The organism is Methylobacterium sp. GC_Met_3 (genome assembly GCF_026540775.1).
Classification (GTDB): domain Bacteria; phylum Pseudomonadota; class Alphaproteobacteria; order Rhizobiales; family Beijerinckiaceae; genus Methylobacterium.
The window spans coordinates 1-25,614 of the sequence record NZ_JALNUL010000052.1 but is presented as its reverse complement, the minus strand read 5'-3'; the positions used below and the strand labels follow the sequence as shown (position 1 = coordinate 25,614).

17 protein-coding genes and 1 pseudogene are annotated in these 25,614 nt (G+C 65.1%); 9 read left to right on the top strand and 9 right to left on the bottom strand.

All coding sequences use genetic code 11. The features are described 5' to 3' along the window. The 7 genes from OXS27_RS27905 to OXS27_RS27875 form a co-directional block, all read left to right on the top strand. Positions 1–312 (top strand): tetratricopeptide repeat protein (locus OXS27_RS27905; protein ID WP_267360539.1); only part of this gene is annotated, 312 nt, incomplete at its 5' end. A 1,023-nt stretch (positions 313–1,335) separates the two neighbouring features. Further along, positions 1,336–2,547, top strand: a complete 1,212-nt coding sequence (locus OXS27_RS27900; RefSeq protein WP_267360537.1) for an ABC transporter substrate-binding protein — start codon at positions 1,336–1,338, stop codon at positions 2,545–2,547. A gap of 144 nt (positions 2,548–2,691) precedes the next feature. Then, positions 2,692–3,564, top strand: a complete 873-nt coding sequence (locus tag OXS27_RS27895; protein ID WP_091777836.1) for a branched-chain amino acid ABC transporter permease — start codon at positions 2,692–2,694, stop codon at positions 3,562–3,564. Between the two features lie 38 nt (positions 3,565–3,602). Continuing rightward, positions 3,603–5,651 (top strand): branched-chain amino acid ABC transporter ATP-binding protein/permease, encoded by a 2,049-nt coding sequence (locus tag OXS27_RS27890; RefSeq protein ID WP_267360532.1) that lies wholly within the window; start codon positions 3,603–3,605, stop codon positions 5,649–5,651. Next, complete coding sequence (locus OXS27_RS27885; RefSeq protein WP_243916424.1) at positions 5,644–6,366, top strand: ABC transporter ATP-binding protein; 723 nt, start codon at positions 5,644–5,646, stop codon at positions 6,364–6,366. The genes OXS27_RS27890 and OXS27_RS27885 overlap by 8 nt, the downstream gene beginning before the upstream one ends. A gap of 506 nt (positions 6,367–6,872) precedes the next feature. After that, complete coding sequence (locus OXS27_RS27880; protein WP_267360541.1) at positions 6,873–8,018, top strand: alpha/beta hydrolase; 1,146 nt, start codon at positions 6,873–6,875, stop codon at positions 8,016–8,018. Positions 8,019–8,077: 59 nt separating this feature from the next. Beyond that, positions 8,078–8,491, top strand: a complete 414-nt coding sequence (locus OXS27_RS27875; RefSeq protein WP_243916425.1) for a DUF1236 domain-containing protein — start codon at positions 8,078–8,080, stop codon at positions 8,489–8,491. Between the two features lie 325 nt (positions 8,492–8,816). Here OXS27_RS27875 and fghA read toward each other — a convergent pair whose 3' ends face one another. After that, entirely contained in the window at positions 8,817–9,650 is an 834-nt protein-coding gene (gene fghA, locus OXS27_RS27870; RefSeq protein ID WP_267360530.1) for an S-formylglutathione hydrolase, read from the bottom strand. Positions 9,651–9,823: 173 nt separating this feature from the next. After that, the gene (locus tag OXS27_RS27865; protein WP_243916444.1) at positions 9,824–10,960 is read right to left on the bottom strand and encodes an S-(hydroxymethyl)glutathione dehydrogenase/class III alcohol dehydrogenase; all 1,137 of its coding nucleotides are present in this window, start codon (positions 10,958–10,960) and stop codon (positions 9,824–9,826) included. Positions 10,961–11,462: 502 nt separating this feature from the next. Between OXS27_RS27865 and OXS27_RS27860 the strand changes: the two genes are divergently transcribed. Together OXS27_RS27860 and OXS27_RS27855 are read left to right on the top strand one after the other, a co-directional pair. Continuing rightward, complete coding sequence (locus tag OXS27_RS27860; RefSeq protein ID WP_243916443.1) at positions 11,463–12,794, top strand: MFS transporter; 1,332 nt, start codon at positions 11,463–11,465, stop codon at positions 12,792–12,794. A gap of 5 nt (positions 12,795–12,799) precedes the next feature. After that, a complete protein-coding gene (locus tag OXS27_RS27855) occupies positions 12,800–13,681 on the top strand; it encodes an amidohydrolase family protein (protein WP_267360527.1) in 882 nt (293 codons plus the stop codon). Positions 13,682–13,803: 122 nt separating this feature from the next. Here OXS27_RS27855 and OXS27_RS27850 read toward each other — a convergent pair whose 3' ends face one another. From OXS27_RS27850 to OXS27_RS27820, 7 genes and pseudogenes are all read right to left on the bottom strand, one after another. Further along, positions 13,804–15,054, bottom strand: a complete 1,251-nt coding sequence (locus OXS27_RS27850; protein ID WP_267360525.1) for a DUF4105 domain-containing protein — start codon at positions 15,052–15,054, stop codon at positions 13,804–13,806. 549 nt (positions 15,055–15,603) lie between these two features. After that, positions 15,604–16,725, bottom strand: coding sequence for a hypothetical protein (locus OXS27_RS27845; protein WP_267360523.1), 1,122 nt, complete (start codon positions 16,723–16,725; stop codon positions 15,604–15,606). Between the two features lie 59 nt (positions 16,726–16,784). Next, positions 16,785–17,741: an antibiotic biosynthesis monooxygenase gene (locus OXS27_RS27840; RefSeq protein ID WP_243916439.1), complete on the bottom strand. Its 957-nt coding sequence runs from the start codon at positions 17,739–17,741 to the stop codon at positions 16,785–16,787. Continuing rightward, positions 17,738–20,446: a molybdopterin cofactor-binding domain-containing protein gene (locus OXS27_RS27835; RefSeq protein ID WP_267360519.1), complete on the bottom strand. Its 2,709-nt coding sequence runs from the start codon at positions 20,444–20,446 to the stop codon at positions 17,738–17,740. The genes OXS27_RS27840 and OXS27_RS27835 overlap by 4 nt, the downstream gene beginning before the upstream one ends. After that, positions 20,443–21,258, bottom strand: coding sequence for an FAD binding domain-containing protein (locus OXS27_RS27830; protein ID WP_267360516.1), 816 nt, complete (start codon positions 21,256–21,258; stop codon positions 20,443–20,445). Before OXS27_RS27830 ends, OXS27_RS27835 begins: the two co-directional genes overlap by 4 nt. A gap of 900 nt (positions 21,259–22,158) precedes the next feature. Further along, the gene (locus OXS27_RS27825) at positions 22,159–23,115 is read right to left on the bottom strand and encodes a helix-turn-helix domain-containing protein (protein ID WP_267360514.1); all 957 of its coding nucleotides are present in this window, start codon (positions 23,113–23,115) and stop codon (positions 22,159–22,161) included. Positions 23,116–24,704: 1,589 nt separating this feature from the next. Beyond that, a pseudogene (locus OXS27_RS27820) lies at positions 24,705–25,064 on the bottom strand (sugar transferase); the annotation flags it as partial. Positions 25,065–25,614: the final 550 nt, after the last annotated feature.

Sequence of the window (25,614 nt, the reverse complement as noted above, 5' to 3'; positions counted from 1 at the left end):
CAGTACCCATACGCCTTTCACAATCGCGGGGTCGCATATGCTGGCCTACAGAATCCGACTGCAGCGATCGCAGACTTCAACCGCGCATTGGCGATGCGGCCTGATTTCTCGAATACGCTCCTCAACAGAGCAAAAGCCAACATCACCCTCGGAAACACGCAGGCATCCATTCGAGACTACGAAGAAGTTCTTCGTCTTAAGCCTGACAATGAAGAAGCCAAGACCGCCCTCAACTTACTCCGCGGATCTGTGGGAACATCGCCGCCGGTAAACGCGGCAAATTCCCTTTGTGGTAGTGTTGCGTGCAATTAGTTCCTACGCTCGAAATTTCGGCCAATCGAGTCCGGTCTCTGAAAGAACGTCCTTTTCAACAGGCGCTGAATTCTTGGAGGACAATCGAACCGCTCGCATGCAGGATTTGTGTCTCGCGATCAAGAAAGGTTTGACGGACTATCGCCGGCGATGCCTAGTCCATCATAAGCATAGAACGATGACGTGACGCCTGCCAACGATCTGGGGCGTATGCGATTGAATGCACGGTTGATGACTGCTTTGACGCCATTGCCGAACAAGAATGAACGGCGGGATCGTGCGCAAAGCCGAAGGTCCGATCCGACGCTCGCTGATGATCTCTCATGACGTAATCTGGCCGAATGCGGAACGAATGCTTCAGGTCGATCTTATCCGGGAAGCGGACCGTCCCATGTATGAAAGACTTCGTGGGACATCGCCATGAAGCGACCACGCTCTCTCGATGAAAAGGAAATGCGGCTCGCCCTCCATCACGTTACGGCGTCACATTTCGTGAGGGCGATGCGAAAGCAGTGGCCTACCGGGCTGAGGACAAGTCGCTGCGCTTCGGAGCAGCCCCGGTGAAAGCGTGGGCGTGCGCATCAATGCCGCGCTTCTCCAACGCTGACCCGCGGCTGCCGGCTCGATCGAGCCGGCGGTCCTAATTCCGTTCGACCCGTCGTCGGCCGTGACCGGGACGATCAGACCGGACCTTCAGGACTTGGACACCCTCGCTCACCGCGAAGATACTTCGCTGGACCGTCGGCCACCGTGCGGGGCAAACGGATAGCGATGCTCAGCTGACCTTTTGCGAAACAACGATGCGGCACGTGTGTGCTCGGTTATTAATCCGCGCCCTTCGCGGATCGGCGAAAATTCTGTCGCAGATTGCCTCCGCGACAGGAAACCGTGAACACTCCGTATTGATCATCTAAGACGTATTGGCTTTGCAGCTTGACGGCTCGTCCTGTTTCGAAGAGATCCTCATCGCATAGTGCCACGACGAAGGGCACGCGGCGCAAACGCTCGTTGGGAGAGGAAACGATGGTCTTCGCAGGTCGCACGGCTGCCGCCGTGCTCTTGTTCACGCTCACAGCGGCGCCAGCGCACGCTGCAGACCCCATCAAGATCGGGCTGAGCGGCCCATATACCGGGGGCTCGTCTTCGATGGGCGTCTCGATGCGCGACGGCGCCAAGCTCGCGGCCGCCGAGATCAACAAGGCCGGCGGCGTGCTCGGCCGCCCGATCCAGCTGATCGAGCGCGACGACGAGGCCAAGAACGAGGTCGGCGCCCAGGTCGCGCAGGAGTTGATCAACAAGGAGAAGGTCGTCGCGAGCGTCGGCTTCATCAACACCGGTGTGGCGCTGGCCGCCCAGCGCTTCTACCAGGAGGCCGAGATCCCGGTCTTCAACAACGTCGCCACCGGGACGATCATCACCAACCAGTTCAAGGAGCCGGACTACGAGGCGAATTACGTCTTCCGGAACTCCGCCTACGACGTGCTCCAGGCCGGCCTGATGGTCGACGAGGCCCTGGCCCAGGGCCACAAGAAGATCGCGATCCTCGCCGACTCGACCAATTACGGCCAGCTCGGGCGTGAGGACATCGAGAAGTACCTCGCCACCAAGAACGTGAAGCCGGTGGTGGTCGAGAAGTTCAACATCAAGGACGTCGACATGACGGCCCAGCTGCTCAAGGCGCAGCAGGCCGGCGCCGAGGTGATCCTCGCCTATGGGATCGGACCGGAACTGGCCCAGATCACAAACGGCATGGCCAAGCTCGGCTGGAAGGTGCCGATGATCACCAGCTGGCCGTCCTCGATGCAGAGCTTCATCGATATCGCGGGCGCGAACGGTAACGGCGTGGTCATGCCGCAGACCTTCATCGAGGATCAGACCCTGCCGAAGCGCAAGGCTTTCCTGGAGAACTACTACAAGACCTACGGCGTCACGAAGATCCCGACCCCCGTGGCCGGCGCCCAGGCCTACGACTCGATCTACCTCCTCGCGGCGGCGATCAAGCAGGCCGGCAGCACCGACGGCGTGAAGATCCGCACGGCGCTCGAGAACCTGAATGAGAAGGTCGAGGGCGTCGTCACCACCTACGAGAAGCCGTTCACCGCCAAGGACCACAACGCGATCTCGCGCAACATGGTCGTGTTCGGGAAGGTGCAGGACGGCAAGATCGTCTACGCCAAGGACGAGGATGCCAAGAACGCTGGCGTGGTCCGCGTCAAGGAGAAGTCCTCGAACTGAGGTCCCGACGGCCGCGCTCGAGCGGGCGCTGCCGTCGCTTTCGAACCCGGCGCCGTCTCAAGGGCTGCCCGCACGACACGCAGCTATCCTTCCCCGCGCGGCCCTGGCCGTGCGCCCGGACGTCCCTCCGACGACAGTTGACCCATGGCCATCCTGCTTCAGCTCATCGCCTCAGGCGTCGCGGTCGGCATGATCTACGCCGCCATCGCGTTCGGCTATCAGCTCACCTTCGCGACCTCGAAGACGCTCAACTTCGGCCAGGGCGAGGCGCTGGCGCTCGGGGCGCTGTTCGGCCTGACCCTGGTGCCGTTCATCGGCTACTGGCTGATGATCCCGCTGGTCCTCGTCTTCGGCTTCGCCCTTGGGGCGGTGGTCGAGCGCCTCGGCGTGCGTCCGGCCGTGAAGATCAAGTCCGAGTACGGGTGGATCATGGCCACCATCGCGCTCGGCATCATCTTCAAGAACGTCGCCGAGAACGTCTGGGGCCGCGACGATCTGAAGTTCCCCTCCCCGCTGCCCGAGACCGCCCTCCAGGTCGGCGGCGTGCGCATCCTGCCGATGGAACTTCTGATCGTCGCGGGCGCGCTGCTGATGATGCTGGCGGTGGAAATCTTCAATCGCAAGTCGATCTGGGGCAAGGCGGTCGTCGCCACCTCCAACGACATCGACGCCGCCGGCCTGATGGGCATCAACACCCAGAAGGTGATTACCCTGTCATATTCGATCAGCGCCATGACGGCCGCCTTCGCGGGCGTCCTGGTGGCGCCCGTGACGCTCACCGGGGCCACGATGGGCTCCGTGCTGGCGCTGAAGGCCTTCGCGGTGGCGATCATTGGCGGCCTCGAATCCGGCCTCGGCGTCATTGTCGGCGGCCTGATCCTCGGCGTCGCGGAGACGCTGACCGGCTTCTACATCTCGACCGGCTACAAGGATGTGCCGGGCCTGATCCTGCTCCTCGTCGTCCTCTCCATCCGCCCGGTCGGCCTGTTCGGCAAGGCCGTCATCAAGAAGGTCTGACCGTGACCGCCCGCGCAACTCTCACGGCAGCCTGAGCCATGGCGCAGACCCTCGCCCCCGCCGGAATCCCCGCACCGGCCTCCGCCCCGAGCCTGTCCCGTTACATGGGCGTGCTCGGTGCCGTGCTGCTGGTCGTCGGCCTCGCCGCCTTCCCGCACGTGGTCACAAGCTCGTACTACATCCATCTCATGGTGGTGATCGCCATCTACGCGATCCTGATCCTCGGGCTCGACATCGTGGTGGGCTATACCGGGCAGGTGAGCCTCGGCCATGCCGGCCTGTTCGGGGTCGGCGCCTACGCGGCGGCGGTGCTGTTCCTGCACTTCAAGCTCGGGATCTGGTGGGGCATCCTGGCCGGAACTGGCGTGACCTCGGCCTTCGGCGTGCTGCTGGCCGTACCGGCCCTGCGGGTGACCGGCCCCTACCTCGCCATGGTGACGCTGGCCTTCGGCACGATCGTCCAGATCTTCATCAACGAGCTGACGCCGCTGACCAACGGCCCGCTCGGCATCACCCTGCCGCCGGCCCGGATCCTCGACTTCTCGCTCCTCGGCCTCCAGGCCCCCTGGGGTGCGGCTGGGCGCAAGCTCGAATTCTACTACCTCGTCTGCGCCGCGCTGCTGGTGACCATCCTGGTCGTCAACCGGGTGGTGCGCTCGCCCTACGGCCGCGCCTTCGAGGCGCTGCGGGATTCGCCGATCGCCTGCGACTGCATGGGCGTCAGCGTCTACCGCTACAAGGTCTATGCCTTCGTGATCTCGGCGGCGCTGGCGGGCCTCGCCGGCGCGCTGTTCGCGTGGTCGGAGCGCTATGTGGCGCCGAACTCCTACGGGTTCGAGCTCACCGTGCTGTTCCTCCTCGCCGTCACGATGGGCGGCCGCAAGTCGCGGGCGGGGCCGATCATCGGCTCGGCAATCATCGTGATGATGCCGAACGTGCTGGCCGATATCGGGCTGGTGCGGATCATGGCGGGGATCATTGCGCTCGCCGCCCTGGCGGTGGGCGGCCTCGCCATCCTGCGCCGCCGGGAGGATCGGTACGCCCTGCTGATCCCGGTCGGGCTCTGCCTCGCCTTCTTCCCCGCGACCCTGCTGCTCGAATCCGTCACCGACTACCGCCTGACGGTGTTCGGGCTGATGATCCTGTTCGTGGTGTATTACCTCCCGGACGGGATCGTCGGCTTCCTCCGCGAGAAGATCCCGGCGCTGCGGCCGGCCCACACCGCCGAGGGCAAGAGCCTCCACGCCGAGGGCACGGCGCTCAGCGTCCAAAGCCGCGACAGGGGCGCCGACCCGCTGCTGACGGTCGATCAGGCCCTGATGCAGTTCGGCGGCCTCAAGGCCCTGGCCGGCGTCGACCTCACGGTGCGGCCGGGCACGATCCACGGGCTGATCGGCCCCAACGGATCCGGCAAGAGCACGATGATGAACGTGCTCACCGGCATCTACCGGCCGACGAGCGGCAGCGTCACCTTGGCCCGCGGCCAGGGCACGAAGCGCCTCGACGGGCGCACGCCTTCCGAGATCGCCGCCGCCGGAATCGCCCGCACCTTCCAGAACGTCCAACTCTTCCGGGAGATGACCGCGCTGGAGAACGTGCTGGTCGGCCTGCATCACAGCTTCCGCGGCACCCTTTTCGACGCGATCCTCGGCACGCCGCGCCGCCGCCGGGAGGAGCGTGAGCAGCGCGCCCGCGCCATGGCGATCCTCGATTTCGTGGGCTTGAGCGCCCTCGCCCAGGTGGAGGCCCGCAACCTGCCCTACGGTAAGCAGCGACTTCTTGAGATCGGGCGGGCGCTCGCCCTCGACCCGGTCTTGCTCCTCCTCGACGAGCCCGCCGCGGGCCTCACCGCCCCCGACATTGCCGAGCTGACCGCGATCATCCGCAAGATCCGGGATGCCGGCATCACGGTGATCCTGATCGAGCACCACATGGACGTGGTCATGGGCCTGTGCGACCGCGTCAGCGTCCTCGATTTCGGCCACAAGATCGCCGAGGGCAGCGCCCGCGAGGTCCAGGCGGACCCGAAGGTGGTGGAGGCCTATCTCGGGAGCCCAGTCGCCGACGAGGAGATGACCCATGCTTGAAGTTACGGGTCTGTCGGCCGGCTACGGCCAGGTCGAGGTTCTGCACGGTCTCGACTTCCAAGTCCCGAAGGGTCAGGTCGTCGCGCTGATCGGCTCGAACGGAGCCGGCAAGACCACCACGATGCGAGCCCTGTCGGGCATGATCCGCCCACGGGCCGGCTCGATCCGCCTGAACGGGCACGAGATCGGCGGCCTCGAAAGTCACGACGTCGCCCGCTTCGGCCTCGCGCACTCACCGGAAGGGCGGCGCGTATTCGCGACGCTTTCGGTGGAGGACAATCTCACGCTCGGCGCCTTTCCGCGGCTGACTGGCTCGCGTCCGAAGGGCGACGTCGCAGCCGACCGCGAGCGGGCCTTCGAGATGTTCCCCCGCCTGAAGGAGCGGCGCGCGCAGCTCGCCGGCACCCTGTCGGGTGGCGAGCAGCAGATGCTGGCGATGGGCCGGGCCCTGATGCTGCGGCCGGAGATCCTGCTGCTCGACGAGCCCTCGATGGGGCTCGCCCCCAAACTGGTGGAGGAGGTCTTCCGGATCATCCGGCTGCTCAAGGCCGAGCAGGTTACGATGCTGCTGGTCGAGCAGTTCGCCATGGCGGCGCTCGGGGTCGCTGATCATGCCTACGTGCTGGAGAACGGCCGCATCCGCTTCCAGGGCCCGGCGCAGCAGATGCGCAACGATCCGGCCGTGCGAGCGGCCTATCTCGGCGGCACGCATTGAAGCGCTCTCTGCCGACGTAGAAACCGGTTTGGCGCAAGAGGCGGTTTTACAACCGACGCTGCGTGGATCTGGCTTGGTGGTCTACGATCGAGACTTCGAGCTCCACGATGGCGATTGTTACGTTAGGCGAGCCTAGCTCAGCGCATCATCCACGCTCCGGTCGAAAGCCGGTCCGGGCCGCCTATGCCTCGGCGCCGCGGTCGCCCATGCGTGCGACGAAGCGGCTCTGGAGCCCGCTGAGGTTTCGTCCGCCGGTCGCCACAATCGCCCCGCATGGACCGCACGCACCTTGACGGTCGCTTAACCATTCGCCCGTCCAACGCTGCCTAGGATGATCCGGCTCGGGGGAACGGATGGGCTTGAATTTTGGACGGCTGGGTCGTGCGGGCCCGGCCTTCGCTGTTCTCCTACCGTTGCTCGCGTCGGGGGCCTGTGCCGGCCGGCCGACCGGAGTGCTTTTGCCCGTCGCCGTGACCGGGTCGGTTCCCGGCACCTCACGCGTCGACATGCTGGTGGCAACGACACGCAAGTCGGCCGCCGACCGGGGGGTGCTGTTCTCGGGCGAGCGCGGCGATACGGTCACCTACACGGATCTTGCCGTCTCCATCCCACCGAACACCACGCGGCAGCCCGGCACCGTGCAGTGGCCGAAATCACTGCCCGGCAACCCCGCGACCGACTTCGTCGCCCTGCGCGCCGATCCGGTCGACCGCTCGAAGGTCGCAGCCTGGACCGGCCGCGCCGTCCGGCGCGGGGCCAAGCGCCACGTGCTCGTGTTCGTCCACGGCTTCAACAACAAGTTCGAGGACGCGGTCTTCCGCTTCGCGCAGATTGTGCATGACTCGGGTGCGGAGGTCGCCCCGGTGCTGTTTACGTGGCCCTCCAAGGGGTCGGTGCTCGCCTACGGCTACGACCGGGAGAGCACCAACTTCTCGCGCAACGGCCTGGAGACGCTGCTGCGGGATTTGGCCAGGGACCCGAATGTCGGCGAGATCACCGTACTCGCCCACTCGATGGGCAACTGGCTGACCCTGGAGAGCCTCCGCCAGATGGCCATTCGCGATCGGCGCGTCGCCCCGAAAATCCGCAACGTCATCCTCGCCGCGCCCGATGTCGACATGGACCTCGCCCGCGAAGCGTTCCGTGACATGGGTCCGGACCGGCCGCGCTTGACGTTGATGGTATCCGACGATGATCAGGCTCTGGCGGTGTCGCGGTTGGTTTGGGGCGACAGCGTCAGGTTGGGCGCCATCGACCCGAATGTCGAGCCTTACCGGTCCGAACTCGAACGCCAGAACATCGGCGTGCTGAACCTGTCCGCGGTGAAGGGCGATGACCCCCTGAACCACGGCAAGTTCGCCTCCGGGGATGTCGTCGCCCTGTTGGGCAAGCGCCTCGCCGACGGCCAGCCGATCTCGGACGGACAGGTCGGCTTCGGTGACCGGTTGGTGAGCACGGCTGCCGGAGCCGCCTCCACGGTCGCGACCGGTGCGGCGCTGGCGGTTGCGGCCCCGGTCGCCATCGTCGACCCGCAAACCCGCGAGACCTTCGGCGAGCACCTGTCTCACGTCGGCTCCGGCCTGCGGGACACGGTCGGTTCGACGGTCGACCTAGCGGGCGCACCCGTGCGGGCCATGACCGGTAGCCGCTGAAGCGTCGAACCGATCGGCAACAAGAACGCCGGGCCGCCCGGCATCATGGGGAACGGAAGATGGCACGCAAGATTCGACTGGTCGTCGCGGCGGCAACATTGGCCTGGGCAGGCGCCGCGCAGGCACAGGGTCTGGAGCGCGGCGCGCAAGAGGGGGCGAACCGGGGCGCGATGATCGCCGGTCCCCTGGGCGCCGTCGTCGGTGGTGCGGTTGGGGCAGCGGTGGGAACGGCTAACGGCATCCTCGGCATCGACAGACGTGAGCGCTTCCGCATCTACGCCACGGGCGAGCGTCGGCCGTCCTTTGCCTATTCCGGCGCCGTGAAGGTTGGGACCGTCCTCCCGGAGGACGGCGTCGTCTATTACGATGTTCCCCCGGAATTCGCTCTTCCGACGTACAACTACACCGTCGTGAACGATCACCCGGTTCTGGTGGACCCGCGCACGCGCCGGGTCGTTGAGGTTATCGACTAGGCGGGCCCTGAACCGCGGTGGTGACCTGCGGGCCGAACCGGTTCATCACCCCGTGGCGTTCGTCCCAGGCCGCTGGCTTGTGCAAACAACCCGCGGCGCTGAGCGCGTCGCCACGAATGGCGCGGAGGACCCGACGAGGTCGAGGTCCTGCTTGACCCGGCGTTCGACAAGCGCGTCCGGGCACAGGACCGGCTTCGAGGTCCCGAGACAAAGGCCCGACAGGCTGCCGCCGAGCTGGGCTCTGCGGCAGCAGGATCCGGTAGTTCTTGTGCGCCTGCTACCAGTGTGCGTCGCCCGCGACTACGCGTGACGCACACTGGCGACGTCACTTCAGGCGGGCGGCAGCCCAGGCGATGTGATCGGCCATGAAGGTCGAGATGAAGAAGTACGAGTGGTCGTAGCCCTCGCGCATGTTGAGGGTCAGCGCGATGCCGGCCTTCTTGCAGGCCTCCTCGAGCAGCCACGGCCGCAGGCCATCCTGAAGGAAGCTGTCGGCGGTACCCTGATCCACCAGGAACTCGGGGAAACGCTTACCGTCTTCGATCAGCGCGGTGGCATCGTGGGCGCGCCAGGCGGCTGGATCGGACCCGAGGTACTTCTCGAAGGCCGGTTTCGACCAGCCGGCCGTGGAGGGCTGGGCGATCGGCGCGAAGGCTGAGCAGGACTTGAAGCGCTCCGGGTAGGTCAGCGCGATGGTGAGCGCTCCGTGGCCGCCCATGGAGTGGCCGAAGATGCCTTGACGGGTCATGTCGGCGGGGAAGTTTGCCGCGATGAGCGCCGGCAGCTCCTCCGTGACGTAGCTCCACATCTTGTAATTCTTGGCATATGGCGCCTCGGTGGCGTCCAGATAGAAGCCGGCACCGGAGCCGAACTGCCAGTTGCCCTCCTCGTCCGGGATCCCCGGGCCGCGCGGGCTGGTATCCGGGGCCACGATGATCACGCCATGCTGGACGGCGGCCGCCCGGTACTCGCCCTTGTCCATGACGTTGGCATGCGTGCAGGTGAGCCCCGACAGGTACCACAACACCGGAACCGGACCGTTCTCGGCCTGAGGCGGCACGAACACCGCGAAGGTCATCGGGCATCCCGTGGTCTGCGCATCGTGCTTGTAGACGCCCTGCGTGCCGCCATGGGCGCGGGCCTTCGAGATGGTTTCCATGAGCTTTGATCTCCTGCTCGGGAGGCGAGAGCCGCGCTCCGGGGCCGGATGGCGGGCTTGGGATTTCGAGACTACGGGGCGGCGCGCAAAGCTGTCGGCTTGCCCGACAGGAACGAGGCACCGGTCACCGGGACCCCGCCCCTGAAGAGCGGCGAGCCCCGGATCAAATGGTCTCAGTAAACGACAACGGAACGGATCGACTTGCCTTCGTGCATGAGGTCGAAACCGTGGTTGATGTCTTCCAGGGGCATGGTGTGGGTGATCAGATCATCGATGTTGATCTTACCCTCCATGTACCAATCGACGATCTTCGGCACATCCGTGCGGCCGCGGGCCCCACCGAAGGCAGATCCCCGCCAGACACGGCCGGTGACGAGCTGGAACGGACGGGTCGAGATCTCACGACCGGCCTCTGCCACGCCGATGACGATCGACTCGCCCCAGCCGCGATGGCAGCACTCGAGCGCCTGGCGCATCACGTGGACGTTGCCGGTGCAATCGAAGGAGAAATCGGCGCCGCCGCCGGTGAGATCGACGATGGCCTGAACCACCTTGTCGGTACCGACCTCATTCGGGTTGATGAAGTGGGTCATCCCGAACTTGCGGGCCATGGCCTGCTTCTCCGGGTTGATGTCGACGCCGATGATCTTGTCGGCTCCGACCATCCGGGCGGCCTGGAGGACGTTGAGGCCGATGCCACCGAGACCGAACACCACCACGTTGGCACCGGGCCAGACTTTGGCGGTGTAGATCACCGCGCCGATGCCGGTCGTCACGCCGCAACCGATGTAGCAGATCTTGTCGAAGGGCGCGTCTTCGCGGATCTTCGCGAGCGCAATGGCCGGCAGAACTGTGAAGTTCGAGAAGGTCGAGCAGCCCATGTAGTGAAACACGGTGCTCGAACCGCCGGGGCTGCCGCCGGTGGACACGCAGGAGAAGCGGCTCGTGCCATCCGGCATCACGCCCTGACCCTGGGTCGCCCGGATCGCGGTGCACAGGTTGGTGCGCTGCGAGAGACAGGACTTACAGTTGCGGCATTCCGGCGTGTACAGGGGGATCACATGGTCGCCGGGCTTCAGCGTCGTGACGCCGGCGCCGACCTCACGGACAATACCCGCGCCCTCATGGCCGAGGATCGCCGGGAACTTGCCCTCGGAATCGAGACCCGAGAGCGTGTAGGCATCGGTGTGGCAGATGCCGGTGGCCATCAACTCGACGAGCACTTCGCCGGCCTTGGGCCCCTCAATGTCGATGGTCTCGATCGTGAGTGGCTTCTTGGCCTCCCACGCGACTGCGGCGCGAGTCTTCATCAGGTCTTCCCATTGTCTGGATGATGACGGACGGCGCCGAACTGCCGACTCTCCGGTGCACCTCGCCTAAGGGCAGCGCACCGGACGGTCCGAAAATCTGTCGCGTGTGTGCTGCTTCTGACGCGAAGATGCAATGTCCTGCCCCCGTGTTCAGCGCATGGCCCCAGCGTTCGGCAGGACCGGGCTAGGAAGCGCATCCGCGCCGCATGAGCCGCGCGCTCAGGCCGGAAGATGGATCGCGCAGCGCCTGTGACCCGTGCCAGATCACGGTTCAATCGGGCCGAGCAGTCGTTCGTTGACTGTCCGGCAGCTTCGGCTCGGGGTCGGACGCGGTGGTCACGCGATGTGTCGCTGTCCCTGACGGCAGGGCTGATACGGAAGAGACAATCCACTGGAGCAGTCGCCCCCCTGTGGCACGCTTGTCTGGTTGTCGTGGTCGGGCGCTGCTACAATCCTGTGCGCCTGCGACGTCAAAGAAAACGACACTGCTGGGAGGTCGGATATGGCGACAACGAGCGTTCCCACCGAGGTGCCGGAGATCGAACGTCGCACAATGCGCGCGGTCGGCTGGCGCATCGTGCCGTTCCTCGTGCTCTGCTACTTCATCGCCTATGTCGATCGTGTGAATGCAGGCTTCGCCGCGCTCACGATGAACAAGGATCTCGGCCTTTCCCAAGCAATGTTCGGCATCGGTGGTGGCCTGTTCTTCGTCGCCTACGTGCTGTGCGAGGTGCCGAGCAACCTCGCGATGGAAAAGTTCGGCGCGCGGGTGTGGATCGCGCGGATCATGATCACCTGGGGCCTCGTCGGTGCGGCGATGGCCTTCGTGGTCGGTCCTTACAGTTTCTATCTCGGCCGCTTCCTGTTGGGCGCAGCCGAAGCCGGCTTCTTCCCCGGGGTGATCCTCTACCTGACCTACTGGTTCCCGAAGGCGTACCGGGCACGGATCGTCGCCATGTTCATGGTCGCGATCCCGATCTCGTCCTTCCTGGGCTCGCCGCTGTCTGCCGGGCTGCTTCAACTCGACGGCGCCGCTGGCCTGCACGGCTGGCAGTGGCTGTTCATCGCGGAAGCAATCCCCGCGGTTCTGCTCGGGCTTGCCGCTCTTTTCGTGCTCCCGAGCCGGCCGGCGGAGGCGAAATGGCTGGCTCCGGAGCAACGCGCCTGGCTCGAGGGCCGACTTGAGGCGGACAAGGCTGGCGCTGCACCAGTGGCGCACCACCTTCCGCTGCTGAAGGTCCTCTCGAACAAATACGTTTGGGCGCTGGCGCTGATCTATTCGGGCTCGTCGGCCACCAGCAACGCGCTTTCCCTCTGGCAGCCGCAGATCCTCAAGTCCTTCGGGCTCTCGAATCTCGAGACCGGCCTCCTCAACATGATCCCCTTCGGCATCGCCTCGGTGTTTATGGTGTTCTGGGGGCTGCGCGCCGACAAGTCGGGCGAGCGGGTCTACAGTACGGCTCTGCCGCTGGCGCTGACCTGCCTGTGCCTCGCCGCCACGAACCTCACCAACTCGCTCACCCTGACGATGGTGCTCCTGAGCTTCACCCTGCTCGGCAACTACGCGATCAAGGGGCCGTTCTGGGCCATGGCCACGGAGTGGCTCTCGGCCGGCACCGCAGCGGCGGGGATCGCGGCGATCAACACCCTCTCGCATCTCGGCACCGGTATCGCCTCCTGGCTGCTGGGCGTGATCAAGGACGCCACCGGCAGCTTCCCCATGGGCCTTCTGCCGCTTGTCGTCCTCACGGGCGCCGGCAGCATCATGACGATCATCCTCGGCCGCGGCAGTCGCGCTCAGGCGAGCGCCCCCGCCCCCGCACCGGCCGAGTAGTCGCCATGATCTCGCGACGGACGTTCCAAGGGGGCATCGCAGCCGCCGCGCTGATGCCGCGCTTCGCGATGTCCGAGCCGATCACAGCGATCGACAGCCACGCGCACGTCGTCAAGCGCGGTCTCAAGCTCGCGCCATCCGTTCGCTACGCCCCGGATTACGACGCGACGCCCGAGGACTACATCAAGGTTCTCGACGACAACGGGATCTCCAACGCGGTGCTGATCCAGCCGAGCTTCCTCGGCACCGACAACAGCTACATGCTGGATGCGCGAAAGAATTATCCGTCGCGCTTCCGGTGCGTCGCGGTCGTCGATCCCGGCATCTCCGCCGATGACCTTAAAGCCCTGGATGCCGCGGGTGTGGTTGGCGTGCGCCTCAACCTGATTGGGCAGCCGGATCCACAGCTCGCGAGCCCGGCCTGGCGCGCGCATCTCGCGCATCTCGCGGCCCTCAACTGGCATGTCGAGATCCAGGCCGAGGGGCGGCGCTGGCCCGACCTGCTCTCGCCCCTCCTCGATGCGGGGGTGACTGTGGTGGCCGACCATTTCGGCAAGCCGGATCCCAAGGCGGGCGTGGATGATCCCGGCTTCCGCCGGATCCTGGAAGCCGGGCGCACAGGCCGCATCTACCTCAAGCTGTCGGGCCCCTACCGAAACGGGGCCGATGGCGACGCCATTGCCAGGACGGCGATCCCGCTGCTGCGCGAGCATCTCGGCCTGGATCATCTCGTCTGGGGTAGCGATTGGCCGAATACTGGGTTCGAGGGCAAAGAGCCCTACGCTGCGATGCTGGCCAATCTCACGACTTGGCTGCCCGAGCCGGCAGACCGTCAAGTCGTGCTTGTGGACGCGCCGAGGACGCTCTTTCGGTTCAACACCGCATGAGCCGGCGGCGCTTGCCCCCGAGATTGCAGGCGAAAGTCTGATGCGCACATCGGTGAGAGTTGTGCACTCAGCTTTGTCGGCGGGCGGCTATAAGGTCACCCGCGCGGGACAGGATCTATCCCTCAGGCAGCCTTCGCCTCATGAGGCTCCGCTCTGGTGAGCCCACGCTGGCGGGCGACGGTTTCCGCGCGCCCGTTGCGCATCAAGCGTCGCCTGACGCCCTGCCATTTGATGGTTGGCACCGGCGCGACGGGATCGGTAAGGGCGCCCAAGGCTCGCGTGTAATCCAGAACCAGACCGGGGGTCCACGTCATAGCGCCCGCGCCATTACGCATGAGCGCGGCCGCCCAGAATTCCGGGCTCACCATCGCGCGCGCCAGTCTGCGCCACGGCCGACCACCGCTGCAAAAGTTGCCCTCGACAGCAGCGTCGAGGGCGTCAACGACGCACGTCGAACAGTTCCGGCCGACGAGGTTGTAGGTCGCATCCCGGCGATACCTGCTCCAGAACGCGCGTAGGCGACCGCCGTCGATACCCTGGAGGGTGACCACCACGGTCGCCTCGCACCAATCGGCTGCCTCTTCGCGGTAGCTCGGCAGGAAGCGGCCCGGCACGTCGTTCTCGGGACCGGCGCGCAGGATCGCCCGCAGTTTGTCGGGCGACCTCTCGATCTCCACAGAGGGGTAATGGCTTATATAAAGGGGGTCTTCCCCAACCAAGTCTGCGCAGGAGCCGGCCGCTCCCTTCGCGACCGCCAGTTCCAAGGCGGCGTGGCCGGTGGAGAGGTGCCCAACCCCATCCACCGAGATGACGTAGCGGTGAACCAGACGGCGTCGGGCTGGAATTGTCGCCGTCCCGGTGGGCGTCCAAACATAGATCTTGACGGTGTCCGACCCGCTCGCCTGCTCGGATGTGTCGAAGAAACTGGGCGGGCGCCGTAGGCGTAGGCCGCGGACCATGACCTTGATCCCGGACAGCATCAGAAAGGCACCGATGCTGAAACCGACCGTGCCGGCATACCAAGTCGGGTATGGCTGCAGGGTGAGGATTCCTAGGAGGATGCCGAACCCCCCGTGCACCACCGACCCGTGCCAGCCGGGAAAGCGCAGGACGTGAGATAGGACGACCCGCAACAGGCCGTCGAACAGGAAGGCGGTACCGAACAGCATCGCAAGGAGGAACGTGCTCGAGGCCGAAGCGAGCATCGTCAGGACGGCCACAACGAGGAGTATCGCGGCCTTGAGCAAACGCAGCCGTCGTGCAGCCCCGGTGGCAACCAAGCCGCGTACTCCGGAGCTCGCCGCCTCGCACACGAGGAGGAGGCCGAACCAGCGATCCGGGATATGCGTCGCACCGTCGAGGGCATCGATCACGAGGGCGCCACCGAGTCCCGTCCAGATAAGGCCCACGCTGGTGACGGCCCCCCAACGGCGATGGACCGCCTCGCGTCCCACCAGCAGCAGCCACAGAGGGAGGGCTCGCCGGCTCGTCGGAGCGCTGGACTTTGCGGATGGCATTGCTTCAACAGGATCGCTCCTGCGCTCGGCTTCGGCGAACCACAGGTGCCTCCGCCCTTTCGGACTGATGCGCGCTGGGGAAGGCGCGCCATCGCCGGGGCGATCGGGCGACGCCGCCCCCGTTGCGACATTGATCTGGTGGCTCGGCGTTGAAGACAACGTCACGCGAAAAACCTCCCGGCGCTTCATTGCTAGCCAAGCGAAGATACGAGCTGACGAGAAAACGACCGAGAAAGCAGACTTCCTAGATCTCGTCTCGGAGTTTTCTTCCTGACGGGAACGTCGTCCAAAACGATCTTGCTGCAACGCGACCTTGAACTTTCAGGCGGACTGTTGCACGCCCGATCGGTTGACTTAAAGACCGCTGAAATTCCTTCTCAAGCTAGGGCAAGCCTGCGGATGATCCTACTTGAGATGGTAGGCGACGCCCGCGATCAGCGCCTTCTCCTCGGTGTTGAGCGTCTGCGGCGGGTGCCCGCCGAATTTGTTGTGCCAATACTGGAAGCCCACGAACACCTCGACCCGGTTGGGCGTGTTCTCGAGCAGCTGCCCGACATCCAAGACCAGATTGGTCTGCGAGACGAATTCCAGCTGCGTCTGGTTTTCGTTGAAACTCCCGTAGCGGCCCTTGGGCAGGATAATGGTGTTGAAGCCGGCCAGCGCCAGGGGCAGGCCGGTGAAGGCCAGGGGAATGGTATATGTCAGCTCGAATTCCGGCGTCATCTTGTACTCGACGCTGCGGAAATGTGAGTAATCGAAGTTCGGTATCGGTTTCAGGAGACCTTCACCCTCTGGCGGACTTCCGGCGAAACCATTACGGGAAAACTCCTTGTAGCCCTGGACCTTAAGGTTCACGAACCCGGCCGGTACGTCAAACGCAAAGCTGATCCCGAAGGTGCCGGCGCGCTTCTCGGAATCGAATTTCGTCTCCTTGGTGTTGATGTCGGCCCCGAATGACAGGCCGATATCCTTCACGAGGCCTGGAATGGCGAAGATGTTGGTGTCGAAGATCTTGTTCGGGCTCAGGACGCCCCGGTAGATCAGGTAGACCTCGGTCGCGCCGTAGCCCTTGTCCCTGTTCTCCTTGTCGCTCGCCGGGTCTTGACGGCCCGATCGGAGAATATCGAGGGAAATCAGGTTGGTGCCGTAGGCCCAGGAATTGGCGTGGAACAGGTTGACCACATTCTTGGGCACCTCAACAGGCACCTCGCGGCTGCCCGGGAGTTTCCGGGAGACGCCGGGCTCCGCGGACGGTCCCTGGAAACGGTAGCTGACCACGGTGTCGGAGAACGAGAAGAACGACGGCGGCGGTGCGGCCATCACGGTCGCGGCGGCGACAGGAACCCCGGCCTCCTGCCGATTCGGCCCGGTCGAGGCCCATTGCGTCGTGCTGAGCGTCTCGTCGAAGGCCCGGGTGGCGCTCGTTTGGACATTCGTGCTTGCCGCCGTCTCGGATCGGGCCGCGCCGATGCCGGCCATCAGCGACGCCGCGATCAGCAGGCCCGCCCGGGGCATCCCGATGGTCATGGATCCTCGCTTAGCCCGGCCGGCGGGTCGTGCCGGGGCGATCCGTGCGACCTGGTTCGTCACAGCACTTTCCAGAAGACCAGGATCATCACCGCATAGGCCGCAGCCAGCAGGCCGGCGCCCTTGAGGTCGACGGAAGCCTGCTTGTCCCCGGCAGGCGCCAGCCACCAGCCGAGCCGCTGGGCGGCGAACGGCACCAGCCGGGCGGTGATCAGCACGCTGACGACGTTGCCGATGAACAGCGCCAGGGGGAAATCCAGTTTCAGCGTCTGAACCAGGAACGGCGTGCCGATCAGCAGGCCCCAGAGGAACACCGTCGGGTACAGCGTCAGGAGGACGATCATGTTCATCTTCCAGGCCGGGGGCGCCGGAGCACCCTCCGGCGTCGCGTTCCGGAACCATTGCTCGAAGCCGCTCTGGACCATCCGGGTGTGGAATTCCGCGGTCAGCGGCGCCGCCTCTTCGACCAGGGCCTGGCGCTCCGGGGAGTTCAGCCAGGCTTGCAGGTTGGCGTCGCTGTCGAACCGCAGGATCGCGACGAAATCCTCCTGCACCCCCGGCACGGCGGGCTCGAGCCGGTAGCCCTGCAGGCCACGCGCGCGCGACTGGGCGGCCGCGACCTTCCGCTCCCAGCGAAGATATTCGGCCTCCATCCCGGGCTTCACCCGGGTGCTGATCACCGCCGAGACCGGCGCGGTACGGGCCGCGCTGGCATCGTCGGTGACTATGTGGACGTCGTCGCGGCCAACCAGCATCGGGGCGGCGCCCTCGATGCGGGATTGCCGCTCCGGCGAGCCCAGCCAGTGCCGGGCATGGTCCAGGCTGTCGAAACGCTGCAGGATCACCCAATCGACCTGCAGCGGCGGGTGCGGCGGCATCAGCCGCTGCTCGATGAAGCCCGGAAACGTCGCCACCACCGCGCTGGTGTCGCCCTGCCACCGGGCGAAGGCGTCGGCGCTCTCCGGCCGGACGGTCGTCTGGGTGACGATGCTGACGCTCGCCGCTGACGTGCTCATGCGCTGGCGAGCTTCGCGAACAGGCGGTCGGGGGTGAACGGCAGGTGGGCGAACCGCACCCCGGTGGCGTCGGCCAGCGCGTTCGAGACGGCCGGGGCAACCGGGTTGATGCCGCACTCGCCCTGTGACTTGGCCCCGAGCGGCCCGATCTTGTCGATCGTATCGGCGAAGAAGATGTCGGTGTGGGGCGTGTCCGCGAAGGTCGGGATCCGGCAATTGCGCAATTGCGGGTTGACCATGCGGCCGTCGCCATCGTGCACCATGGTCTCGACCAGCGCCCAGCCGTAGCCCATGCCGACGGCGCCATCGAGCTGGCCCCGGCACTGCATCGGGTTGATCGGCTTGCCGATATCCGCGGCGTGGACGCTCTGCAGGATCCGGATCTCGCCGGTCACCCGGTGCACCGCCAGGCGGACACCCTGCACGTTGAACGCGATGGTGCGCGGCGAGAGATAGGACTTCCGGCTGACCGTGAATCGGTGGTCGACCTTGGTACCCTCGGCGTGGAGCTCGGCCAGCGTCAGGCGCCGGTTGCCGCAGACCACGCCCCCATCGGTGTCGAGCCGGCATTGCTCCACCGGCACCCCGGTATGCCGGCTGGCGAAGTCGAGGATGTCCTCCGCCATGGCATCTGCGGCCAGGTGGACCGCCTTGCCGCCGACCACGGTGCCGGTGCTGGCAAACGTGCCGGTGTCGTAGGGGGTGCGATCGGTGTCGGCGTTGATGATCGCGACATCGTCGGCGCGCGCGCCCAGGATCGCAGCCGCGATCTGCTTGTGCGCCGTGGTGATGCCGTTGCCCATCTCGGTCGAGCCGCAGGCGAGATGGTAGGTCCCGTCCGGGAGCAGGTGCATCTTGGCGCCCGAGCGATGCTCGGTCGGCGGTCCGCATTCCAGCATGGCGAGCGCTACGCCGGTGCCCTCGGCCCAGTCCGCGCCCTCGGGCCTAGCGACGCCGTTGCCCTTCTCGAGCTCGCGCTCGACGATGTCGAGGCACTCGCCGACGCCGTAGCTGCCGAAGCTGGCGTCGCTCGGCTCCTTCCAGATCGACTCGATGTTGTCGCCGGGCTGCACGACGTTCAACCGCCGCATCGCGAACGGATCGATGCCGAGCTGGCGGGCCAGGGCGTCGATCGCGCATTCGATCGCGAAGGTGGTCTGCGAGGCGCCGTAGCCGCGGAAGCCTCCGCCCGGCACCATGTTGGTGTAGACGGCGTGGCCGATGCCCTTCTTGTTGAGGCAGCGATACACCGCGATCGGGCTGGCCATCGCGGCCCCCAGGGTTTCGCCGCCATGGCCGCCATAGGCCCCGGTGTTGGACACCACTTCCACGTCCATCGCCGTCAGCGTGCCGTCGCGGCGGGCGCCGATCTTCACCCGGGTGGTCATCGGATGGCGCGTCGTGGCGCCGATGAACTCCTCCTCCCGGGTCCATTCCCACTTCACCGGGCGGCCGAGCTTCATCGTGGCGAACAGGACGAGGTCTTCCGAGACCATCTCCTGCTTGCCGCCGAAGCCGCCGCCGACCCGCTCGGTGAACACGTGGATGTCCCGGGGCGACAGACCCATCACGTAGGCGAGCTTAGTCCGGACCGCGAACGGCGCCTGCGAACTGGTGCGGACGTGCCAGCGCTGGTCCTCGCCCTGCCAGGCGATCGAGCCGTGCGTCTCCAGGTGCGTGTGCTGGACCCGGGTGGTCGAATAGGTCTGCTCGTGGATCACGTCGGCCTCGGCGAAGCCGGCGGCCACATCGCCGATCTCGCCCCGGAGCGTGCAGAAGATGTTGCTGTCCCCGGTAACCTGCTCCTTGTTGTGCAGCTGCGGCGCGCCGGGCTGCATCGCGGCGACCGGATCGAACACCGCCGGCAGGATCTCGTACTCGACCCGCACGGCCCGGCATCCCGCCTCGGCGGCCGCTTCGGTCTCGGCGACCACGGCCACGACGCGCTGGCCGGCGAAGCGCGCGACGTTGTCGAGCAGCAGGATGTCGTCGGGATCGACCAGATGGTCCTCGTGCAGGGCCGAGCTGAACCGGCGCTTCGGTACGTCCTGCCAGGTGTAGACCACGACCACCCCGGGCAAAGCCCGGGCGGCAGCGGCGTCGATCGCCACGATGCGCGCATGGGCGTGGGGCGAGCGCAGCACCTTCAGGTGCAGCAGGCCCTCGACCGCGACATCCATGGTGTAGCGGGCTTTGCCGGTGAGGATGGAATCCGTGAACGGGTTGGGCAGGCTGGCGCCGAGCGCCCGGCCGGGCATGTCCGCCTCGATGTTGCAGCGGCCATGCAGCGCGTCGTTGATCGAGCGGTAGCCGGTGCAGCGGCACAGGTTGCCCTTCAGGGCGTGCGGCAAGTCGGCCTTCTGCGCATCGGTCAGCGTCACCGCGGTCATGATCATGCCGGCGGTGCAGAAGCCGCATTGGAACGCCTGCGCATCCCGGAACGCCTGCTGCATGGGATGCAGGTCGTTACCGCAGCCGGACAGGCCCTCGAGGGTGGTGACCGCGCGGCCCTCGGCCCGGAACGCCGGGACCAGGCAGGAATGGAACGGCTTTCCATCGATATGGACGGTGCAGGCGCCACAATCGCCGGCGTCGCAGCCCTTCTTGACGCCGAACACGTCGAGGTCGCGCAGGAAGGTCCGCAGGCACTGGCCGGGGGCGGGCTCGGCGGCGTAGTCGCGGCCGTTGATCGAATACTGGGTCACGCGAGCTCCGTCCGGATCTGTTCAGCGAGGTATTGCGTGACGTGACGCTTGTACGGGGCCGAGCCGTGGACGTCGGCGAAATAGGCCTCCGGCGGCAGGCGCGCGTCGAGGGCGGCACGCAGGTCGTCGGCGGATGGGCATGCGGGGAAGCGCAGCTGAACCGGCCGGGGCGTCGCCGCTGTCACCGTCAGCAGGAAGTCGGTGCCGTCCTGGCCGACCGTTCCGATGATCAGCGCGGCCGAGCGCCCGAACTTGGTCAGCGACACCTGCCGCATGGCCGTTCGTTTCGCCAGCGCGGCGGCGGGCAGGTGGATGCTGCGCAGCAATTCGCCGGGCTGCAGCACGTTCGCGTGGTTGCCGGTGACGAACTCGGCCACCGGGACCGTGCGCGGCGCGCCGTCGCGCGGCCACAGCGTGCAGACGCCCTCCAGGGCCGCGGTCAGCGAAATCATCGCGCCCGCCGGCAGCGACATGCAGACATTGCCGCCGATCGTGGCGGCGTTCCAGATCTTGAACGACATCAGGAACGAGTCGATGCAGTGCCGGAACAGCAGCACGGCGTGCCACTCGACCGGGCCCGCGAAATCGTGCAGTTCGACGACCCTGCAGGTGGCCGCGATCTCGAGCCCGGCCTCGGTCACTGTCAGCGGCGCCCAGCCCAGCCGGTCGAGGTCGATCAGCGTGTCGACCGCCACCTGCGGCTCGGAGAACAGCCACGTGCCGCCTGCGAGCCACGAGCACCCGTCATGCCAGCCTTGGACCTCGTCTAGGGACGTCGGCCGCTTGACGTTCACAATTGTTGAAAGGTTCATCGGTGCCCTTCAAAGCTCATCGGCGCAAGATCTACGCTTATCATGACAGCATCATGATCCATCGGAAGTAAATAAATTGTTTACGTGCCGTCCCAATTCTGATTTTTATCGCGCCAAATCAGACTGCAGATCTGATGAACAACTTACAGATATAGAAATTGCTGCGAATGATTCGGAAATTGACGACCGACTCTTCGACCGATCAAGGCATCCGCGCGATTCCATCGCGGCGGAGGTGCCGATCGTGGCATCCGCGGCATCCGCGCTACGCAGGGGCCGTCGCGATTTCAGCTTCGGTCTGGTCTCGATACGAAAAAACACATCATGGATGCGCGCGTCAATCCAGTACATCGAGCGCCGCCGTAGTGTTATGTAACTACTGATATGATACATCAAATGACTGATGCAGTCGGAAAAGTCTCAGTAAATCGCCCGGCCGTTCGCCAATATAGTGGTGTTGCGAAGATACATCCGCAGCCGTACCGGATCGCAGCTCGCGACCGTGGGACGGAGAGACAAGGAAAATCCTGGCCCTTGGCACTTGTCGGCGTCAGGGCATCCGCAAAGCTGCACTCCGTCCCGTTTCTCGGGGCCGGCTTGGTATGGGGGGAGAAATCGCGGATCCTGGGTCGTCGGAGCAAAGCGCTCTCCACGCGCGATGGAACAGCTGGCGGGGTGATGGGCTAGCCGGCGAAGGAGAGCGCTGACATCTTCAACTCCGTCCATCGCGCTGCGTCGGTGCGTGGTCGATACCGTCGCGGCGTTGGTTGTCAGTGCCTGCCACGGGCTCGGTCGCGCCGGCAATTCTTCCAGGCCTCACAGCCGCGTTCGGAGAAAACATGACGATGCGTGTTTCTGCCCGCAGTGAAATGGCCTGCTTCCGCGTTGGGTTTGCTCCGATCAAGAGCTCGCGGCTCGCAATGCACGTGGAGACAGACCGAAACGCTCGCGGAATCCACGATTGAAGGTCGGGATGTCGGTAAAGCCGCATGCATACGCGATGGTGGCGATCTTGAGCTGGCTGTCCCGCGACGCTTCGAGCCGCCGCTTCACAAGATCGAGCCTCGTGTCGCGAATAGCCGCCGCTATCCCGCCAGACTCGGCGAAGGCCCGATAGAGGCTGGATCGTGAGACGCCCAACGCGACTTGGATATCGCCCGGGCTGAGTTTGGGGTCGTGGAGCCGACGCGCGATATGGGCGCGGGTGAGGTCTTCGATAGCCGCCGGCGAGACGTCCGCACCAGCTTCGGTCGTGCGATCGCCAACGAGGTAACCCAGAAGGTGCAGCACGCCATCGATCGCGGTCGAGGCCTCCGACTCCGACATCCAGGCAATCGATCCTGCGACTGAACGGAGACGAGCGCCGACTTCAGCGCTCCGCGCCTGCGCCCTGATGCTGCGGCCAGCGAGCGCATTGATCCTGCCAACCCTGGCCTCGAAGATCTCCAGCGGCACGGCAAGCCGGATCTCCTCGTAGTGGCTCAGCGTGCCGGCCATGATCGGCTGGGTCCGCGTCAAGAAGCTGATATCGCCGGCTTGGAGTTGCGCTCCGCGACCACATTGCTCCTGATATCCAATGCCGTCGATGGAGAGGCCGATGACCACCATACCGCGGCCGTTTCGATCGATATGGCGGGATCGGACATCAACGCTGACCGGGCTGCTGACCGTGTGGTTCAGCAGCCATCCCCCCGCGGTCACAGTGAGGCGCTTCGCCGAAAAGCGCTCGTGCGGGTCAGGTCGCGCCACATTGCCAAACTGGGCTAAGGCAGTGCATCGCCAGAAGTCGAAGGCCCGTTTGGGCTCCATGTGATGCGTCGTTTCGATGAGACTCGGAACGACTGCGACACTGGACACGTATCCGGCTCCCCCGTACCCGGCGAAACTCGGCGGGGATATAAGCGCGCTTATGATTCGAAATTTTCGGAACTGACAACGCCATACGCTCGATATGAATCACATTGTGAGCGGTCACCGGCGATGAATACCACCGCTGTCCATCCGATGCGGCGACCGGATCCCGACAACCTTTCGCGTGTCCCAATCAGCGAATGCATCACCTCCTCGCATGACTGGACGCGTGATCTCCGCGCTGGTGCGAGGCAGGCGAGACCGCCAGGCCTCGGAACGGTTTTGCGGACCAGACCTCAACGGGGGCCGGCAGGCTTACGGGTGAGCTGACCGTCGTTGCGCAGCACACGGTCCGGCGCTGGCAGCGGACGGGTGACAACAACGTCTCCGTCGCGGAAGGCCTCCTCGACGTTGCGGCGGCCCGCACGTCCTTGGGCACCTCCGGGCTGGGTGATGGCCGAGTCGCCCGACGGTGCAAGGACCGTCTGGGCCTGAGCAGGGACCGCGCTCATGATTAGGAGAGCTGCGGCCGCACCAGCGCGCGTGTTCATGTGAAGTGTCTCCAAACTCGTTGGGGCGGGATCTGCGGCGGCTACCCGGAGGTCGATGTGCCTGCTTGCAATCCTCGATTGGCGCTCTGGATCCTGATTGTGGTGCACTTTCGCCGGGTGACCAGAGGGCCGTGGGTCATCGACGGGTTCAGGGCAGAGTGATTTCGACCGCGAACGCTGGTGTTCGCCAAAACGGACGCCGGCGCTGCGATACCACGACTTCTTATCGTCCGATCTCGGGTTCGGAGCGACCGAGGCGACCCCGCCGTCATGGCCGACGACTGCACCGTCCTTCCGTTGGCGCTCGGATGATCCGCCATATTCATCCTGCCGCTGCTGAAATCCGAGGGCCTTCCGCAGGCGGTGACGCTTCGACGAGTCCGTCCGCATCCCAGGATCTGGTGATCGTGATCGCGCCGGTGTCCGCCTTTGCTGAAATCATCCTCGGCACGACACTGCCCAGGCCGAGCGACCCGCCTATCGGCCCGTATCAAGCGCGGGGCTCCCGCGGCTGGATTCTGAGAATTGAGACCAGCTTCAGCCCCGCCGCTCCGTGCAGGGCTTCGTCGTCCATTGCGTGACGACGCGGTTCAATCGTGCCAGGGCATCATCGGAGCGTGATGAACCATTTGCAGGAAAAGCGCCAAATCAGCGACCCACGCGATGGCGACGTACTGGGCGGTAGCTACATCTACGACACTGGAACCTTCCGCCCTGCGCACCGGGAGGGCGCAGTCGAACCTTGATGCTCTACGTTAGAACGAGACACCCCAGATTGTCATTCATTCCCCTGATCGCAGCCTGACGATTGAACCGGAATATAACGCATGCCGCTTCACAGGATCGGCCGTTTTCAGCGGGAAAATTCATATCCGGTTGGGGTGTCGTGTTCCAGTCTGTTCCGGCAACCTCATCAACGAGGCTCGGCGCGCGCCGATGATCGAGGACGTGGCGGCTGATGATGCGTCATCGGATCGGCAGGATGCACGCCATTGCGAATTGCCGGCGAGGCCCCGCCGCTAAGCCTTGCGATGACAACCCGGATCAATAGGCATTGGATCGGCTGGGCAGGCTGTGCGGCGCCGTCGCGATCAGGATCTTGAGATCCAGGGCGAAGCTGCGGTTCTCGACATACCAGAGGTCGAGCTCAATCCGGCGCTGCATATCGGTGATCTCAGGCGTGGCGCCGCGCGAACCGTTGATCTGAGCCCAGCCCGTGATGCCCGGCCGCACGGCAAACCGCTGCTGGTAGGTTGCGATGAGCGCGCCATAGTGGCTGTCGTGAGCGAGCGCGTGCGGACGTGGGCCAACGAGGCTCATCTCGCCGCGCAGCACGTTGAGAAGCTGCGGCAGTTCGTCGAGGCTGGTCTTACGCAGACTTGCGCCCAGCCCGGTCAATCGCGCATCGCCGCGCTGGGCCTACCGCACGACAATGCCGTCCTCGTGTCTAACACAGCGTATCCCGGTTTGGGATCTCGCAACACACAACGAGCAAATCCACGCTGGGCAAGGCCTGGGCAGCTTTACTAGTACAAATATACTTATTCGGAAGGATAATTGCTCGACTAACAATGTCGGGTTTAGCTTATCAGCGCACAGCTGACCATAAACAAAAAGATATGACGCGAGATGGGCTCATCGGATGAACCGGCGGGATCGCATCGCGAAAGTAAGGGCGCCGAGGCCCGCCTATTGCGAGCGATCACTGAGGCCCTCAAAAGGCCTGTAAGCCTGTTTACGGATCAAGTATCGCCACCAATTCACTTTGACGAAACTGCTGTATTATTATACATCTTCCAAACTCTTGAACATATATCCGATCGCAGATTGCTGATTGCATTCGCGCGGTCGCTGAGTTCAAAGCCGTAGACAGTCAACCGAAATAAGTGTCTCTCTATAGAAATGTGTCAATACTATAAATCTTACATAAAATATCGATCGTATAAATCCATGT